Origin of the sequence: Pseudomonas citronellolis (assembly GCF_029335315.1) — a bacterium.
In the GTDB taxonomy this organism is placed as follows: Bacteria; Pseudomonadota; Gammaproteobacteria; order Pseudomonadales; family Pseudomonadaceae; genus Pseudomonas; species Pseudomonas citronellolis_A.
Map to the genome: position 1 here is coordinate 1 of NZ_JARJLT010000392.1, position 17458 is coordinate 17458.

Annotated in this window: 13 protein-coding genes and 1 pseudogene; 6 read left to right on the top strand and 8 right to left on the bottom strand. The window is 68.7% G+C overall.

Annotated elements, in window-relative coordinates; translation table 11 throughout:
* Positions 1–71 precede the first annotated feature (71 nt).
* Positions 72–989: a LysR family transcriptional regulator gene (locus tag P3W75_RS29890; RefSeq protein ID WP_276230943.1), complete on the bottom strand. Its 918-nt coding sequence runs from the start codon at positions 987–989 to the stop codon at positions 72–74.
* A gap of 298 nt (positions 990–1287) precedes the next feature.
* On the opposite strand from P3W75_RS29890, the gene P3W75_RS29895 reads away from it, so the two are divergent.
* The 6 genes and pseudogenes from P3W75_RS29895 to P3W75_RS29915 all read left to right on the top strand — a co-directional run bounded on the left by P3W75_RS29895 (position 1288) and on the right by P3W75_RS29915 (position 8196).
* Positions 1288–2778: an aldehyde dehydrogenase gene (locus P3W75_RS29895; protein WP_276230944.1), complete on the top strand. Its 1491-nt coding sequence runs from the start codon at positions 1288–1290 to the stop codon at positions 2776–2778.
* 57 nt (positions 2779–2835) lie between these two features.
* A pseudogene (locus P3W75_RS32015) lies at positions 2836–2915 on the top strand (hypothetical protein); the annotation flags it as partial.
* A gap of 39 nt (positions 2916–2954) precedes the next feature.
* Positions 2955–4337, top strand: coding sequence for an aspartate aminotransferase family protein (locus P3W75_RS29900; protein ID WP_276230945.1), 1383 nt, complete (start codon positions 2955–2957; stop codon positions 4335–4337).
* Between the two features lie 256 nt (positions 4338–4593).
* On the top strand, positions 4594–5634 hold the full coding sequence (locus P3W75_RS29905) for an ABC transporter substrate-binding protein (protein ID WP_276230946.1): 1041 nt from the start codon (positions 4594–4596) through the stop codon (positions 5632–5634).
* 61 nt (positions 5635–5695) lie between these two features.
* The gene (locus tag P3W75_RS29910; RefSeq protein ID WP_276230947.1) at positions 5696–7087 is read left to right on the top strand and encodes a purine-cytosine permease family protein; all 1392 of its coding nucleotides are present in this window, start codon (positions 5696–5698) and stop codon (positions 7085–7087) included.
* Complete coding sequence (locus P3W75_RS29915; RefSeq protein WP_276230948.1) at positions 7084–8196, top strand: class II histone deacetylase; 1113 nt, start codon at positions 7084–7086, stop codon at positions 8194–8196. Before P3W75_RS29910 ends, P3W75_RS29915 begins: the two co-directional genes overlap by 4 nt.
* 105 nt (positions 8197–8301) lie before the next feature.
* Here the strand turns inward: P3W75_RS29915 and fdhA are convergent, their stop codons facing one another.
* The 7 genes from fdhA to glyA all read right to left on the bottom strand — a co-directional run bounded on the left by fdhA (position 8302) and on the right by glyA (position 17416).
* The gene (gene fdhA / locus P3W75_RS29920; protein WP_054909647.1) at positions 8302–9501 is read right to left on the bottom strand and encodes a formaldehyde dehydrogenase, glutathione-independent; all 1200 of its coding nucleotides are present in this window, start codon (positions 9499–9501) and stop codon (positions 8302–8304) included.
* 258 nt (positions 9502–9759) lie between these two features.
* Positions 9760–10617, bottom strand: a complete 858-nt coding sequence (gene purU, locus P3W75_RS29925; protein ID WP_276230949.1) for a formyltetrahydrofolate deformylase — start codon at positions 10615–10617, stop codon at positions 9760–9762.
* 55 nt (positions 10618–10672) lie between these two features.
* Positions 10673–11308, bottom strand: a complete 636-nt coding sequence (locus tag P3W75_RS29930; protein ID WP_276230950.1) for a sarcosine oxidase subunit gamma — start codon at positions 11306–11308, stop codon at positions 10673–10675.
* A 118-nt stretch (positions 11309–11426) separates the two neighbouring features.
* Positions 11427–14447, bottom strand: a complete 3021-nt coding sequence (locus P3W75_RS29935; RefSeq protein ID WP_276230951.1) for a sarcosine oxidase subunit alpha — start codon at positions 14445–14447, stop codon at positions 11427–11429.
* 2 nt (positions 14448–14449) lie between these two features.
* Positions 14450–14773 carry a sarcosine oxidase subunit delta gene (locus P3W75_RS29940; RefSeq protein WP_276230952.1) on the bottom strand — a complete coding sequence of 108 codons (324 nt, stop codon included), beginning with the start codon at positions 14771–14773 and terminating at the stop codon, positions 14450–14452.
* Between the two features lie 13 nt (positions 14774–14786).
* Complete coding sequence (locus tag P3W75_RS29945) at positions 14787–16037, bottom strand: sarcosine oxidase subunit beta (RefSeq protein ID WP_276230953.1); 1251 nt, start codon at positions 16035–16037, stop codon at positions 14787–14789.
* 125 nt (positions 16038–16162) lie between these two features.
* Positions 16163–17416, bottom strand: a complete 1254-nt coding sequence (gene glyA, locus P3W75_RS29950) for a serine hydroxymethyltransferase (RefSeq protein WP_276230954.1) — start codon at positions 17414–17416, stop codon at positions 16163–16165.
* Positions 17417–17458 lie beyond the last annotated feature (42 nt).

A 17458-nucleotide genomic window follows, 5' to 3' on the forward strand; every position in this document is an offset into this window, starting at 1 on the left:
TGGCTCTGGGCGTTGCAAAGGACGTTGATTGGGAGCGGAGTGGGCCAGGTGCAGCAGGTGTGGTTGGCGCTTCAGGCCTGCTCGACGCCGCCGCTCAGCTCCTCGCGGGCGTAGTCGACGAACAGCCGCGCCGGCTTGGTCAGCTGCGCGCGCTTGAGCCAGGCGGCGACCAGGCCGGAGGCGCTGACGTCCTCGGCGATGTCGACCATCACCACCTTCTTGCCGTCGTAGGTGCACTCCGAATGCGGCCGGGTGACCAGCACCGAGAAGCCGAAGCCCTGGCCGACCATGCCGCGCACCATCTCGATGGAGGGCGAGCTGAAGGCGATGTTCGGGCTCAGGCCGAGCTCCTCGAAGATGCTCACGAAGTAGGTGCGGCTGGGCTGCACGTCGAGCAGGATCATCGGCTCCAGGGCCAGGTCGCGCAGCGACACCTGGGCCTGGCGGGCGAAGCGGTGGTCGGCCGGGAGCAGGGCGTAGGGCCGCTGCGCCGGCATCATCGGTTCGGTCTCGATGGTGCCGTCGAGGTCGTGGCGGTACAGCAGGGCCAGGTCGAAGCGCCCGGACGTCAGGCCCTGCACCAGTTCCTGCTGCTCGCCGTCGCGGATACGGATTTCCACGCCGGGATAGCGCTCGCGGAAGCCGGCGATCAGCCGTGGCAGGTACAGCGGCGCCACCGTCTCGAAGCAGCCCAGGTCGATCTGCCCGGCCACCACGTCGTTGTCGGCCAGGGCGTTCTGCTCGAACTCGTGGGCCATGCGCAGCAGTTCCTGGGCCTTGCGGTAGAAGCGCGCGCCGCTCGGGGTCAGCGACACGCCCTGGGCGTGATGGCGGATGAACAGCTGCACGCCGAAGCTCTCTTCCAGGCCCTTGATCGCCGTGGAGATCGACGGCTGGGCGATGTAGAGCTTGCGCGAGGCCTCGGCCACGCTGCCGCATTCCACGGTGGTCACGAAATACTTCAGTTGCCGCAAGGTATAGGACGCCACTGCAAGACCTCTATGGCGCTGCATCGCCGGCGGGCGTGCGCGCTCCGTTTGTACTGTGATTCGCCACGGTGGGCTGCCTGAGCCTAGCAAGGAACGGACCCGGCCGCTTCGCGCCGGGCCCGCCGCCATACCCGCCGTGGCCTGCACGATAACCCAGCACGGCGCACTTTGCCGGTGCGCGGCTGCCCAGCTTTTTCATATACCCCGAAGACATATTTAATATTTTTCCTCGGCCGGGGCATGCGCGACCATCTGGCTCCATCACAGAACAAGAATGCCCGTGAGCAGGAGTGCCCAGGTGTACCAACTCAACGACTGGCAGCAGCGTGCCGCGCGTCAGACCTTCATCGACACCGCCCTGATCGGAGGCCGCCGCGTGGCCGCCGCCGACGGCGCCACTTTCGCCTCCATCGACCCGGCGACCAACCGCCTGCTGGCCAATGTCGCCGCTTGCGGCGCGGCCGAGGTCGACGCCGCCGTGCGCAGCGCCCGCCAGGCCTTCGAGCAAGGCCCCTGGGCGCGCATGGCGCCGCGCGAGCGCAAGGCCGTGCTGCTCAAGCTGGCCGAGCTGATGATGGCCCATCGCGAGGAGCTGGCCCTGCTGGACTCGCTGAACATGGGCAAGCCGGTGATGGACGCCTTCAACATCGACGTGCCCGGCGCCGCCGGCGTGTTCAGCTGGTACGCCGAGAGCATCGACAAGCTCTACGACCAGGTCGCCCCCACCGCGCCCAACGCCCTGGCCACCATCACCCGCGCGCCGCTGGGCGTGATCGGCGCGGTGGTGCCGTGGAACTTCCCGCTCGACATGGCCGCCTGGAAGCTGGCCCCGGCGCTGGCCGCCGGTAACTCGGTGGTGCTCAAGCCGGCCGAGCAGTCGCCGTTCTCCGCCCTGCGCCTGGCCGAGCTGGCCCTGGAGGCCGGCCTGCCGGAAGGCGTGCTGAACGTGGTGCCGGGCCTCGGCGAGCACGCCGGCAAGGCCCTCGGCCTGCACCCGGACGTGGACTGCCTGGTGTTCACCGGCTCCACCGAAGTGGGCAAGTACTTCATGCAGTATTCCGCCCAGTCCAACCTCAAGCAGGTCTGGCTGGAGTGCGGCGGCAAGAGCGCCAACCTGGTGTTCGCCGACTGCCAGGACCTCGACCTGGCCGCCGAGAAGGCCGCCTTCGGCATCTTCTTCAACCAGGGCGAAGTCTGCTCGGCCAACTCGCGCCTGCTGGTGCAGCGTTCGATCCACGACGAGTTCGTCGAGCGCCTGATCGCCAAGGCCCGCGACTGGGCCCCGGGCGACCCGCTGGACCCGTCCAGCCGCGCCGGCGCCATCGTCGATGCCAAGCAGACCGCCAACGTCCTGCGCTTCATCGAGGAAGCCCGTGGTTCCGCCGCGACCCTGGCCTGCGGCGGCCGCCAGCTGGAATTCAACGGTTCGGGCAACTTCATCGAGCCGACCATCTTCACCGGCGTCGACCCGCAGCAGCGCCTGGCCCGCGACGAAGTCTTCGGCCCGGTGCTGGCGGTGACCGCCTTCGACAGCGAGGAAGAGGCCCTGCGCCTGGCCAACGACAGCCCCTTCGGCCTGGCCGCCTCGGTGTGGAGCGACGACCTCAACCGCGCCCACCGCGTGGCTTCGCGGCTGAATGTGGGCACCGTGTCGGTGAACACCGTGGACGCCCTCGACCCGGCGATTCCCTTCGGCGGCGGCAAGCAGTCCGGCTTCGGCCGCGACCTGTCGCTGCACTCGTTCGACAAGTACACGCAGCTCAAGACCACCTGGTTCCAGCTGCGCTGAGGCCCGCGGGCCCGGCCGCCGCAGCTATGCTCGGCGGCGGGCCGGCGCCCGGAATAGATTACCGAACCGCTCGAGACGGCCGGTGAGACTGCCCAGGTAAGTCCGTCGCCCTCGATCCCCCGCAATCCCCTCAGGCTGGCTGCCGGAGCACCGCCGAGGGAACCAGGAGAAAGTCGATGACCGACAACACCCAAGCGCAACGTGAAACCCGCGACTACCAGGCGGCGGACGCGGCCCACCACATCCACGCCTTCCTCGACCAGAAGGCGCTGAACGCCGAAGGCCCGCGCGTGATCGTGCGCGGCGAAGGCCTGCACCTGTGGGACAACGACGGCAACCGCTACCTGGACGGCATGTCCGGCCTGTGGTGCACCCAGCTCGGCTACGGCCGCAAGGACCTGACCGCCGCAGCCGCCGCGCAGATGGACCAGCTGTCGTACTACAACATGTTCTTCCACACCACCCACCCGGCGGTGATCGAGCTTTCCGAGCTGCTCTTCAGCCTGCTGCCGGGCCACTACAGCCACGCCATCTACACCAATTCCGGCTCCGAATCCAACGAGGTGCTGATCCGCACCGTGCGCCGCTACTGGCAGATTCTCGGCAAGCCGCAGAAGAAGATCATGATCGGCCGCTGGAACGGCTACCACGGCTCGACCCTGGCGGCCACCGCCCTGGGCGGCATGAAGTTCATGCACGAGATGGGCGGGATGATCCCGGACATCGCGCACATCGACGAACCCTACTGGTTCGCCCACGAAGGCGACCTGACCCCCGAGGAATTCGGCCGTCGCTGCGCCCAGCAGCTGGAAGACAAGATCCTCGAACTGGGCGCCGAGAACGTCGCCGGCTTCATCGCCGAGCCGTTCCAGGGCGCCGGCGGCATGATCTTCCCGCCGGAAAGCTACTGGCCGGAAATCCAGCGCATCTGCCGCAAGTACGACGTACTGCTGTGCGCCGATGAAGTGATCGGCGGCTTCGGTCGCACCGGCGAGTGGATGGCCCACCAGCACTTCGGCTTCGAGCCGGACACCCTGTCCATCGCCAAGGGCCTGACCAGCGGCTACATCCCCATGGGCGGCCTGGTGCTGAGCAAGCGCATCGCCGAGGTCCTGGTGGAGCAGGGCGGCGTGTTCGCCCACGGCCTGACCTACTCCGGGCACCCGGTGGCGGCGGCGGTGGCCGTGGCCAACCTCAAGGCGCTGCGTGACGAGGGCATCGTCACCCAGGTCAAGAACGACACCGGCCCGTACCTGCAGCAGTGCCTGCGCGAAGTGTTCGGCAACCACCCGCTGGTCGGCGAGATCCAGGGCGCCGGCCTGGTGGCGGCGCTGCAGTTCGCCGAGGACAAGGCGACCCGCAAGCGCTTCGCCAACGAGAACGACATCGCCTGGCGCTGCCGCACCATCGGCTTCGAGGAAGGCCTGATCATCCGCTCGACCCTCGGCCGCATGATCATGGCCCCGGCCCTGGTCGCCGGCCGCGCCGAGCTGGACGAACTGGTCGACAAGACCCGCATCGCGGTGGACCGCACCGCGCGCGAGATCGGCGTGCTCTGACGCTGACGGCGCCCTTCGGCGCCGCCGGAGTCACTGGGTCCCCGCGTGCGCGGGGATGACGAGCGAAACATCGTCACTCCCGCGAACGCGGGAGCCCAGCGACTCACTGCCGTTCCCGCCCCGAGCAAGGAAAGCTCCAACCGCACAACAACGCCGCGAGCCCACGAAGGCCCGCGCGGTGGAACCCCTTTGCCGTCCGTTCGGCAACTGCCCAGCAACACACCAACAACGCCAACCGGCTGTGGGAGTCCGTTCCATGAAATCGTCCTTGCGTTCCATCCTCGCCTGCGCAGTCCTGGCCGCCGCCAGCGGCGCCCAGGCGCAATCGCAGAACCTCACCGTGATCTCCTTCGGCGGCGCCACCAAGGCGGCCCAGGAGCAGGCCTACTTCAAGCCGTTCGACGCCAGCGGCGCCGGCAAGGTGGTGGCCGGTGAATACAACGGCGAGATGGCCAAGGTGAAAGCCATGGTCGACGTCGGCAAGGTCAGCTGGGACGTGGTCGAGGTGGAAAGCCCCGAACTGCTGCGCGGCTGCGACGAGGGCCTGTTCGAACGCATCGACCCGGCCACCATCGGCGACCCGGCGCAGTTCGTCCCCGGCACCTTCAGCGAATGCGGCGTGGCCACCTACGTCTGGTCGATGGTCATGGCCTACGACGCCAAGCGCCTGGCCAAGGCGCCGGCTTCCTGGGCGGACTTCTGGAACGTCAAGGACTTCCCCGGCAAGCGCGGCCTGCGCAAGGGCGCCAAGTACACCCTGGAAGTCGCCCTGCTGGCCGACGGGGTGAAGGCGGAAGACCTGTACAAGGTGCTCGGCACCCCCGAGGGCGTCAGCCGCGCCTTCGCCAAGCTCGACCAGATCAAGCCCTACATCCAGTGGTGGGAAGCCGGCGCGCAACCGCCGCAGTGGCTGGCCGCCGGCGACGTGACCATGAGCGCCGCCTACAACGGGCGCATCGCCGCCGCGCAGAAGGAAGGCGTGCCGCTGGCCATCGTCTGGCCCGGCAGCCTCTACGACCCGGAGTACTGGGCGGTGGTCAAGGGCACGCCGAACAAGGCCCTGGCCGAGAAGTTCATCGCCTTCGCCAGCCAGCCGCAGACGCAGAAGGTGTTCTCCGAGAGCATCCCCTACGGCCCGGTGCACAAGGACACCCTGGCGCTGCTGCCGGCCGACGTGCAGGCCGCGCTGCCCACCGCGCCGGCCAACCTGAAGGACGCCCGCGCGGTCGACGCGGCCTTCTGGGTCGACCACGGCGAGGAACTGGAACAACGCTTCAACGCCTGGGCGGCCCGCTGAGGTCCCCGGCTTACCCGAGTGCCCGGCGCGCCGGGCACCGCTTTGCCTTGCGAGAACCACAATGACAACGACGCAAAATCAGGCCGCGACCCTGGAGCTGAGCACCATCCAGCCCATCGCCCGGCATGAACGCCATGGCCGCGCCCGCGACCTCTTCACCATCTGGTTCGGCAGCAACATCATGCTGCTCACCGTGGTCACGGGGGCGCTGGCCGTCACCGTGTTCAAGCTGTCCTTCGTCTCCGCGCTGGCGGCGCTGGTGCTGGGCAACCTGATCGGCGGGGTGTTCATGGCCCTGCACTCGGCCCAGGGCCCGCAGCTGGGTGTGCCGCAGATGGTGCAGACCCGCGGCCAGTTCGGCTCCTTCGGCTCGCTGCTGGTGGTGGCCCTGGTGGTGATCATGTACCTGGGCTTCTTCGCCTCCAACCTGGTGCTCGGCGGCCAGTCGCTGAACGCGCGCTTCCCGGCCATCGGCACCAATGAAGGCATCCTGCTGGTGGGCGCGGTCAGCGTCATCGCCACCGTCTTCGGTTATCGCCTGATCCACGGCTACACCCGGCTGATGGCCTGGCTGTCCGGCGCGGTGCTGCTGGTCAGCTTCGCCTGGGTGCTGTTCGTCCACGGCGTGCCGGCGGACTTCCTGCAACGCAACGACTTCAACCTGCCGGGCTTCCTCGGCGCGCTGTCGATCGCCGCGCTCTGGCAGCTGGCCTACGCGCCCTACGTCTCCGACTATTCGCGCTACATGCCGCAGGACACCGGTGCGCGCACCGCGTTCTGGTCCAGCTACTGGGGCTGCTGCCTGGGCTCGATCCTGCCGATGCTGCTGGGCGTGATCGTCGGCCTGTGCCTGGACGGCGGCGACGTGATCGCCGGGCTGATCGGCATGACCGGCGGCTTCAGCGCCGTGCTGGTGGCGGTGTTCTCCATCGGCATCGCGGCGACCAACGCCATGAACCTGTATTGCGGCACCCTCTCGGCGATCACCGTCGGCCAGACCCTGATCCCCGCCTGGTCGGCCAAGGCCGGCTGGCGCGCGGTCATCGCCCTGGTGCTGTTCGGCGGCTCGCTGGCCATCGCTCTGCTCGGCCAGGACAACTTCATGGCCAACTACACCAACTTCATCCTGCTGCTGCTCTATGTGCTGGTGCCCTGGAGCGCGATCAACCTGGTCGACTACTACCTGGTCGCCCACGGCCAGTACGACGTGCTGTCGTTCTTCCGCCGCGACGGCGGCATCTACGGCACCTTCAACTGGACCGCGGTGAACTGCTACGTGCTGGGCATCCTGGTGCAGGTGCCGTTCATGTCCACCGAGCTCTACACCGGGGCGGTGGCGCGCGCCATGAACGGCGCCGACATCTCCTGGATCGTCGGCCTGGGCGTGGTCTCGCCGGTCTACTGGCTGTTCAGCCGCAAGCGCCAGCGCGTCCTCGCCGAGGCCCGCGCATGAGCCGCCGCAGTGGGTTCTTCTTCGACGAACGCTGCTTCTGGCACGCCGCCGGGCTGCACGCGCTGATCCTCCCGGTGGGCGGCTGGCTGCAGCCGCCGGCCGGCAGCGGCCACGCCGAGTCGGCCGAGAGCAAGCGCCGGCTGAAGAGCCTGATGGACGTCTCCGGGCTGAGCGCCAGGCTCAAGCTGGCCAGCGCACCGATGGCCAGCGAGGAAGACCTGCTGCGGGTCCACCCGCTGGACTACCTGCAACGCTTCAAGGCCATGAGCGACGCCGGCCACGGCGAGCTGGGCGAGGAGGCCATGGTCGGCCCCGGCACCTACGAGATCGCCCGGCAGTCCGCTGGCCTCGCCATCGCCGCGGTGGACGCGGTGCTCAGCGGCGAGCTGGACAACGCCTACGCGCTGTCGCGGCCGCCGGGCCACCACTGCCTGGCCGATCGCGGCATGGGCTTCTGCTACCTGGCCAACATCGCCGTGGCGGTGGAGGCGGCCAAGGCTCGTCACGGCCTGCAGCGCGTCGCCGTGCTGGACTGGGACGTGCACCACGGCAACGGCACCCAATCGATCTTCTACGGCCGCGACGACGTGCTGACCCTGTCGATCCACCAGGCCGACTGCTTCCCGGTCGATTCCGGCGCGGTGGAAGAGCGGGGCGAGGGTGCCGGCCTGGGCGCCAACCTCAACGTGCCGCTGTACCCGGGCAGCGGCGACGACGCCTACCGCCACGCGATGGAGCGCATCATCGTGCCGGCGCTGGAGCGCTTCCGCCCGGAGCTGATCGTGGTGGCCTGCGGCTTCGACGCCAACGGCGTGGACCCGCTGGCGCGCATGCTGGCGCACAGCGAGACCTTCCGCGCCATCACCCGCAGCGTGCGCGAGGCCGCCGAGCGGCTGTGTGATGGGCGCCTGGTGCTGGTCCACGAGGGCGGCTATGCCGAAGCCTACGTGCCGTTCTGCGGCCACGCGGTGATCGAGGAGCTGGCCGGGGTGGCCACCGAAGTGGTCGACCCCTTCCTGCCGATGCTCGAAGGCCAGCAGCCGGACGCCGATTTCCGCGCGTTCCAGCGCCAGGCCATCGAGCGCATGGCGCAGAAGCTCGACCTGTAACCCGCCACGCCTCGTACCCTGGGCGGGGCAAAAAAAGAGGGAGCCCGAAGGCTCCCCTGGAGAGAAACCGCGGCGCGGGGCCGCGGTCGGAACGCTGGCCGCGCCTTACGCCGCGCGGAACAGGTTGTGCGGGTCGATGACGAATTTCTTCGGCACCCCGGCGTCGAACTCGCCGTAGCCCTTGGGCGCGTCGTCCAGGGTGATGACTTCCACCCCGACGATGTCGGCGATCTTGATGCGGTCCCACATGATCGCCTGCATCAGCTGGCGGTTGTACTTCATCACCGGGGTCTGGCCGGTGTGGAAGCTGTGCGACTTGGCCCAGCCCAGGCCGAAGCGGATGCTCAGCGCGCCATGCTTGGCGGCGTCGTCCACCGCGCCCGGGTCCTCGGTGACGTAGAGGCCGGGGATGCCGATCTTGCCGGCTACCCGTACCACGCCCATCAGCGAGTTGAGCACCGTCGCCGGGGCCTCGTGCTGCGAACCCGAGTGGCCGTGGCCACGGGCCTCGAAGCCCACCGCGTCGACCGCGCAGTCCACTTCCGGCTCGCCCAGCAGGTCGGCGATCTGCTCGTGCAGCGGAGTGTCCTTCGACAGGTCGGCGATCTCGAAGCCCTGGGCCTTGGCGTGGGCCAGGCGGGTCGGGTTGACGTCACCGACGATCACCACCGCCGCGCCCAGCAGGCGCGCCGAAGCGGCGGCGGCCAGGCCGACCGGGCCGGCGCCGGCGATGTACACGGTGCTGCCCGGGCCGACGCCGGCGGTGACCGCGCCGTGGTAGCCGGTGGGCAGGATGTCGGAGAGGCAGGTCAGGTCGCGGATTTTCTCCATCGCCGCGTCGCGGTTCGGCAGCTTGAGCAGGTTGAAGTCGGCGTAGGGCACCAGCACGTACTCCGCCTGGCCGCCGACCCAGCCGCCCATGTCGACGTAGCCGTAGGCGCCGCCGGCGCGCGCCGGGTTGACCGTCAGGCACACGCCGGTGTGCTGCTCCTTGCAGGTGCGGCAGTGGCCGCAGGCGACGTTGAACGGCACCGAGACCAGGTCGCCGATCTTCATGGTTTCCACGCCACGGCCGATCTCCACCACCTCGCCGGTGATCTCGTGGCCGAGCACGAGGCCCTCGGGCGCGGTGGTGCGGCCGCGCACCATGTGCTGGTCGGAGCCGCAGATGTTGGTGGAGACCACGCGCAGGATCACCCCGTGGTCGATCTGCTTGCCTTGCGGGTCCTGCATCTTCGGATAGGGGATGTTCTGCACCTCGACCTTACCTGGGCCGAGATAGACCACACCACGATTGCCAGACATACGCATTCCTCTTTGTCGTTGTGGGCACAAATGCGCGGCACGGCGGCCACGCGGCTTTGCACTGGGATGTCGTCTGTTGCGCGACAGGGCCGGGGTGTACTGCGGGCAGCCGGCGGGTCTGTCGGTGTTGCCTGGTGCTGGTTCCCGGCGTTCGCGGGAACCCGGAAACGTAGGGCGGATGAGCTCCATCCATCCGCCGTTCGGCTCGTCATGGCGGATAACGCCTGCGGCGTTATGCGCCCTACGGGAGTGGTGCTGTCAGAGCACCACCGTCCGATTCGCGTTGAGGAATACCCTCCGCTCGATGTGATAACCAACCGCCCGCGCCAGGGTCAGGCACTCGACGTCGCGGCCCTTGGCGATCAGGTCCTCGGGGTAGTGGGCGTGGTCCACGGCCTCGACGCCCTGGGCGATGATCGGCCCCTCGTCGAGGTCGTTGTTGATGTAGTGGGCGGTGGCGCCGACCAGCTTGACGCCCTTCTGGTACGCCTGGTGGTACGGCTTGGCGCCCTTGAAGCCGGGCAGCAGCGAGTGGTGGATGTTGATCGCCCAGCCGTCCAGGCGCCGGCACAGCTCGGGGGAGAGCACCTGCATGTAGCGGGCGAGGATCACCAGTTCGGCGCCGCTGTCCTCGATCACCTGCCACACCTTGGCCTCCTGCCCGGCCTTGTCGTTCGGGTCGAGGGCGAAGTGGTGGTAGGGGATGCCGTGCCAGCGCGCCAGGGGTTCCAGGTCCGGGTGGTTGGAGACCACCGCCACCACGTCCATCGGCAGCTGGCCGATGCGCTGGCGGTAGAGCAGGTCGTTCAGGCAGTGGTCGGCCTTGGAAACCATGATCACCACCTTGCTGCGGTAGCCCGGCGGGGTCAGCTCGGTGTTCATCTGGAAGGGGGCGACGCGCTCGGCCAGGCCGGCGCGGAAGCTGGCCTCGTCGAAGCCGGGCGCGGCGCGGAATTCCACGCGGATGAAGAAGCGCTGGGCCAGGCGGTCGTCGAAGGAGTGGTGCTCGGTGACGTAGCACTGCTGCTCGAACAGGTAGCGCGTCACCACGTCGACGGTGCCGAGCAGGCTCGGGCTGTCGGCGGTGAGAATCCAGGTATCGGGGGTGCGGCTCATGGCGTGGCTCCGGAAGCGGCGCGGGGAGGCGGGCCGGCTGGCCCGCCCGCCGGGGTCAGGCGGCTACCTGCAGGCCGTATTCGACGCTGGCGTCCTGCAGCCACAGCCAGAAGTAGTCGGCGAAGCTGCGGCGCACCACCAGCTCCCAGGTGTCCTCGCCGGTGTGGCGGATCACGCACTGCGACTTGGCGAAGATGCTGCCCACCGCCTTGCCCACCGGGAAGTTGCTCGGGTGCACGTCGTAGCTGGTGGACTTCATCAGCAGCTCGCGGACCTTCGGCCCGGACAGTTCCAGCAGGGTCTGCCCGCCGCTGACGTTGATCACCGAGTAGTGCAGTTCCTCGCCGAGGGTTTCACGCAGCTTCTTCTCAACAGTGAATTCCTCGCCGCCGGGGACGATCAGCAGCCACTCGTCCGGGCCCAGCCACTGCAGCGAGCTGCCGCCCTTGGCCACCAGGGTCAGGGCCACCGGCAGCTCCAGGCCCAGGGCCTTGTGCACGCCTTCGGCGAAGGCCGGGTCGTGGGCGTCGCCGCGCAGGGTCAGGTGGCCCAGCAGCGACTTCTCGCGCAGGGTGATGCCGGCGTTGGCGACGCCGCGCGCGGCGAGCTTGTCCAGCTCGGCGTGGTGCAGCGGGGTTTCCACTTTCACCCCGGCTTCGGGGCGTTGCTGGTAGACGTTTGCCTTGCTCATTCGTGTTCACCTTGGGGCGTCGTGCGCCCTGGAAATCTCTTGCCCTCTCCCCAGCCCTCGGCTGCGCGCCCCGCCCTGAAGGGAGAGGAGGTATCCGAGCGCTTCGGGGAGCGGAGTCTCAATCCACGTTCTGCCGTTCGCCTTTCGGGTCGTAGAACACCGAGCTGCAGATTTCCGCCTCGATCACCCGGCCGTCGACCAGGGGCGCGTAGACCTTCTCGCCGATGCGCTTCAGGCCGCCCTTGACCACCGCCAGGGCGAAGCCGTGGCCGAGGCTGCTGCTCATGTAGCTGGAGGTGACGTGGCCGACCATGTTCATCGGGATCGCCTGCTGCGCGGTGAACACCAGCTGGGCGCCTTCGGGCAGCACGTCCATGGGGTTGGTGGGTTTCAGCCCGACCAGTTGCTTGCGGTCTTCGCGCAGGCAGTCGGAGCGGTTCATGCCGCGCCAGCCGATCCACGAGAACGGCTTGCTGCGGCCCACCGCCCAGCCCATGTTGAGGTCGTCCGGGGTCACCGAGCCGTCGGTGTCCTGGCCGACGATGATGAAGCCCTTCTCGGCGCGCAGCACGTGCATGGTCTCGGTGCCGTACGGGGTCAGGTCGTACTTCTGGCCCGCCGCGACTATGGCTTCCAGCACGCCCATGGCGTAGTTGGCCTGGATGTTCACCTCGTAGCTGAGCTCGCCGGTGAAGGAGATGCGGAACACTCGCGCCGGCACCCCGGCGACCTTGCCTTCCTGCCAGGTCATGAAGGGGAAGGCGTCCTTGTCCAGGTCGATGTCGGTGACCTCGGCCAGCAGCTTGCGGCTGTTGGGGCCGGACAGGGTCAGGGTGGCCCAGCGGTCGGTGACCGAGGTGAAGTACACCTTCAGCTCCGGCCATTCGGTCTGGTGGTACAGCTCCAGCCACTCCAGCACGCGCGCCGCGCCGCCGGTGGTGGTGGTCATGACGAAATGGTTGTCCGCCAGGCACGCGGTCACGCCGTCGTCGAAGACCATGCCGTCTTCCTTGCACATCAGGCCGTAGCGGGCCTTGCCCACGTCCAGCTTGGTCCAGGCGTTGGTGTAGACGCGGTTGAGGAACTCGCGGGCGTCCGGGCCCTGGATGTCGATCTTGCCCAGGGTCGAGGCGTCGAGCAGGCCGACGCTCTCGCGCACGGCGCGGCATTCGCGGGCCACGGCGGCGTGCAGGTCCTCGCCGCGCTTGGGGAAGTACCAGGGGCGCTTCCACTGGCCGACGTCCTCGAACTCGGCGCCGTTCTTCACGTGCCAGGCGTGCAGGGCGGTGAAGCGCACCGGCTCGAACAGGTGCCCGCAGTGGCGGCCGGCGACGGCGCCGAAGGTCACCGGGGTGTAGTTCGGGCGGAACATGGTGGTGCCGGTGTCGGCGATGCTCTTGCCCTGGGCGCGCGCGGCGATGGCCAGGCCGTTGATGTTGCCCAGCTTGCCCTGGTCGGTGCCGAAGCCCAGCGCGGTGTAGCGCTTGACGTGCTCGATGGACTCGAAGCCCTCGCGGCAGGCCAGCTCGATGGCGGCGGCGGTGACGTCGTTCTGCGGGTCGACGAACTGCTTGGGCGCACGGGAAGTGGGCTTCTCGTGGGGCACCTGGAACAGCGCCACGGTGGGCTCCTCGACGCGCTCGGCGGCTTTCGGCAGGTCGCCGGGGGCGGCCTTGTAGCCGGCATCCTCGGCGGCCTGGGTGCCGGCGTTGTAGCCGTCCTGGAGGTTGTCGGCGAGGCGGAACACACCGTTCACGGCGCCGGCGCAGATGCGCTTCTGCAGGCCTTCGCCGGGCACGAAGGCGAGGATGTCCTCGCGCCACTCGGGCTTGCCGCCCAGGTGCGAGGCCAGGTGCACCACCGGGCTGTAGCCGCCGGAACTGGCGATCAGGTCGCAGTCCAGCCAGTCGCCGGGGGCGGTGACCTTCAGGCGGATCGGGTCGATGGCGGCGATCTTCGCGCCGCTCACGCGCTTGCCACCGCGCGCTTCGATCACCGCGCTGCCGGTGACCACGCGCATGCCGCGCTTGCGCGCTTCCTCCACCCACTCGCCGCGCGGGTTGGCGCGGGCGTCGGCGATGGCCACCACTTCCAGGCCGGCTTCCTGCCAGTCCAGGGCGACGCGGTAGGCGTAGTCGTTGTTGGTCGACAGCACCAGCTTCTTGCCCGGCGCCACGCCGTAGCGGCGCACATAGGTGGAGACCGCGCCGGCCAGCATGTTGCCCGGCAGGTCGTTGTTGGCGTACACCAGCGGCCGCTCGTGGGCGCCGGCGGCGAGCACCACGCGCTTGGCGCGCACGCGGTGCACGCGGTGGCGCACCTGGCCCAGCGGGGCGGTTTCACCGAGGTGGTCGGTGAGGCGCTCGTGGATGGTGAGGAAGTTGTGGTCGTGGTAGCCGTTCACCGTGGCGCGCGGCAGCAGCACGACTTCCGGCAGGCCCTTCAGCTCGGCCAGCACCTGCGCCACCCATTCGGCGGCGGGCTTGCCGTCGAGGGTCTCGCGGGTGTCCAGCAGGCTGCCGCCGAACTCTTCCTGTTCGTCGGCGAGGATCACCCGGGCGCCGCTGCGCGCGGCGGCCAGGGCGGCGGCCAGGCCCGCGGGGCCGGCGCCGACCACCAGCACGTCGCAGTGGCGGTTCATCCAGTCGTAGCTGTCCGGGTCGACCTCGGTGGGCGCGCGGCCCAGGCCGGCGGCCTTGCGGATGTACTTCTCGTAGGTCAGCCACATGGACTGCGGGTACATGAAGGTCTTGTAGTAGAAGCCGGGCGGCATGATCTTCCCGCCGACCTTGCCGAACACGCCCATCAGGTCGTTCTGCACGTTCGGCCAGCCGTTGGTGCTGGTGGCCACCAGGCCCGGGTACAGCGCCTGCTGGGTGGCGCGCACGTTGGGCACCTGGGTGGCTTCGCGCGAACCGATCTGCAGGATGGCGTTGGGTTCCTCGGCGCCGGCCGCGACTATGCCGCGGGCGCGGGAGTACTTGAAGCTGCGGCCGACTACGTCGACACCGTTGGCCAGCAGGGCGGCGGCCAGGCTGTCACCGGCGAAGCCCTGGTATTGCTGGCCGTTGAAGGTGAAGGTCAGCGGCTTGCTGCGGTCGATGCGACCGCCACGGGAAAGGCGATTGATCTGGCTCATGTTCAGGCCTTCTCGACTGCGGGCTGGGCGGCGGATTTCTTCTCGGCGCTGGTGACGCTGGGTTTCTCGCCGATCTTGTAGGTCTCGAGGATTTCGTAGGTCACGGTGTGGCGGGTGACGTTGAAGTACTGCCGGCAGCCGGCGGCGTGCACCCACAGCTCGTGGTGGATGCCGCGTGGGTTGTCGCGGAAGAACATGTAGTCGCCCCACTCGGCGTCGGTGCAGGCGCCGGGGTCCAGCGGGCGCGGGATGTGCGCCTGGCCCTTGGCGTGGAATTCCTCTTCGGAGCGCAGCTCGCCGCAGTGAGGGCAGAAGATATGCAACATGGTGAAGGCCCTCTTAGTGTGCGACGGCGGCAGCGCCGTGCTCGTCGATGAGCGCGCCGCTGTGGAAACGTTCGATGGAGAAGGGCGCCGCCAGCGGGTGCGGCTCGCCGGTCGCCAGGGTGGCGGCGAAGACGTTGCCCGAGCCTGGGGTGGCCTTGAAGCCGCCGGTGCCCCAGCCGCAGTTGAAGAACAGGTTCTTCACCGGGGTCTTGCCGATGATCGGGCAGGCGTCCGGGGTGGTGTCGACGATGCCGCCCCACTGGCGGTTCATGCGCACGCGGGAGAGCACCGGGAACATCTCGACGATGGCCTGCAGGGTGTGCTCGATCACCGGGTACGAGCCGCGCTGGCCGTAGCCGTTGAAGCCGTCGATGCCGGCGCCGATGACCAGGTCGCCCTTGTCCGACTGGCTGATGTAGCCGTGCACCGCGTTGGACATGATCACGCTGTCGATGATCGGCTTCAGCGGCTCGGAGACCAGCGCCTGCAGCGGGTGCGATTCGATCGGCAGGCGGAAGCCGGCGAGCTTGGCCATGTGCCCGGAGTTGCCGGCGGTGACAACCCCGACGCGCTTGGCGCCGATGAAGCCGCGGTTGGTCTCGACGCCGATCACCGCGCCGTCCTGCTTGCGGAAGCCGATGACTTCGGTCTGCTGGATCAGGTCCACGCCCAGGGCGTCGGCGGCGCGGGCGAAGCCCCAGGCCACGGCGTCGTGACGGGCCACGCCGCCGCGCCGTTGCACGGTGGAACCCATGACCGGGTAGCGGGCGCTCTTGGTGCAGTTCAGGTAGGGAATCTCGTCGGCCACCTGCTGGGCGTTGAGCAGTTCGCCGTCCACGCCGTTGAGGCGGTTGGCGCTGACCCGGCGCTCGCCGTCGCGCATGTCCTGCAGGGTGTGGCAGAGGTTGTAGACGCCGCGCTGGGAGAACATCACGTTGTAGTTGAGGTCCTGGGACAGGCCTTCCCACAGCTTCATCGCGTGCTCGTAGAGCTGCGCCGCCTCGTCCCACAGGTAGTTGGAGCGGACGATGGTGGTGTTGCGCGCGGTGTTGCCGCCGCCCAGCCAGCCCTTCTCGACCACCGCGACGTTGCGGATGCCGTGCTCCTTGGCCAGGTAGTAGGCGGTGGCCAGGCCGTGGCCGCCAGCGCCGACGATGACCACGTCGTACACCGGCTTGGGCGTGGGCGTACGCCACATGCGCTGCCAGTTCTCGTGGTGGCTCAGTGAGTGCTTTAACAGGCCGAAGCCGGAGTAGCGTTGCATGTGGGTGCTCCTGGTATCTCTAATCGCGTTTTCCCTGTAGGAGCGAGCTTGCTCGCGAATGGCCCCGCAGCGGGGGTTGGTTCGCGAGCAAGCTCGCTCCTACGAAGAGAAGAGACGCGGGAATCTCAACGATAGACCGGGTAGTCGGCGCACAGCCCGGCGACCTGGGTGGCCACCTTGGCCTCGACGTCGGCGTCGCCCAGGTGGTCGAGCACGTCGCAGATCCAGCCGGCCAGCTCGCGGCTCTGGGCTTCCTTCAGGCCACGGGTGGTGATGGCCGGGGTGCCGACGCGGATGCCCGAGGTCACGAAGGGGCTCTGCGGGTCGTTGGGCACGGCGTTCTTGTTCACGGTGATGCCGACGCGGCCGAGGGCGGCGTCGGCTTCCTTGCCGGTCAGGCCCTGCTTGACCAGGCTGATCAGCATCAGGTGGTTGTCGGTGCCGCCGGAGACCACGTCGTAGCCGCGCTCGATGAACACCTCGGCCATGGCCTTGGCGTTCTTGATCACCTGCGCCTGGTAGTCCTTGAAGCCCGGCTCCAGGGCTTCCTGGAAGCACACCGCCTTGGCCGCGATCACGTGCATCAGCGGGCCGCCCTGGGCGCCGGGGAACACCGCGGAGTTGAGCTTCTTCTCGATCTCCTCGTTGGAGCGCGCCAGGATCAGGCCGCCGCGCGGGCCGCGCAGGGTCTTGTGGGTGGTGGTGGTGACCACGTCGGCGTAGGGCAGCGGGTTCGGGTAGAGGCCGGCGGCCACCAACCCGGCGACGTGGGCCATGTCGACGAACAGCAGCGCCCCGACCTTGTCGGCGATGGCGCGGAAGCGCGGGAAGTCGAGGGTCTTGGAGTAGGCGGAGAAGCCGGCGACGATCATCTTCGGCTTGTGCTCCACGGCCAGCCGCTCGACCTCGTCGTAGTCGATCAGCCCGGTGGCGGTGTCCAGGCCGTACTGCACGGCGTTGTACAGCTTGCCGGAGGAGGAGACCTTGGCGCCGTGGGTCAGGTGGCCGCCGTGGGCCAGGCTCATGCCGAGGATGGTATCGCCGGCGTTGAGCAGCGCCAGGTACACCGCCGAGTTGGCCGAGGAACCGGAGTGCGGCTGGACGTTGGCGTAGTCGGCGCCGAACAGCTGCTTGGCGCGGTCGATGGCCAACTGCTCGACTTTATCCACATGCTCGCAGCCGCCGTAGTAGCGCTTGCCCGGATAGCCTTCGGCGTACTTGTTGGTCAGGCCGCTGCCCTGAGCCTGCATGACCCGCTTGCTGGTGTAGTTCTCCGAGGCGATCAGCTCGAGGTGGTCCTCCTGGCGCTCCTCCTCGGCGGCCATCGCGGCGAACAGTTCGTCGTCGTAGCCCTGGATCTGGTCATGCTTGCTGAACATCGCGGTCTCCGTGTGGCGCCGGGCGCCAATGGCTGTTGCGGG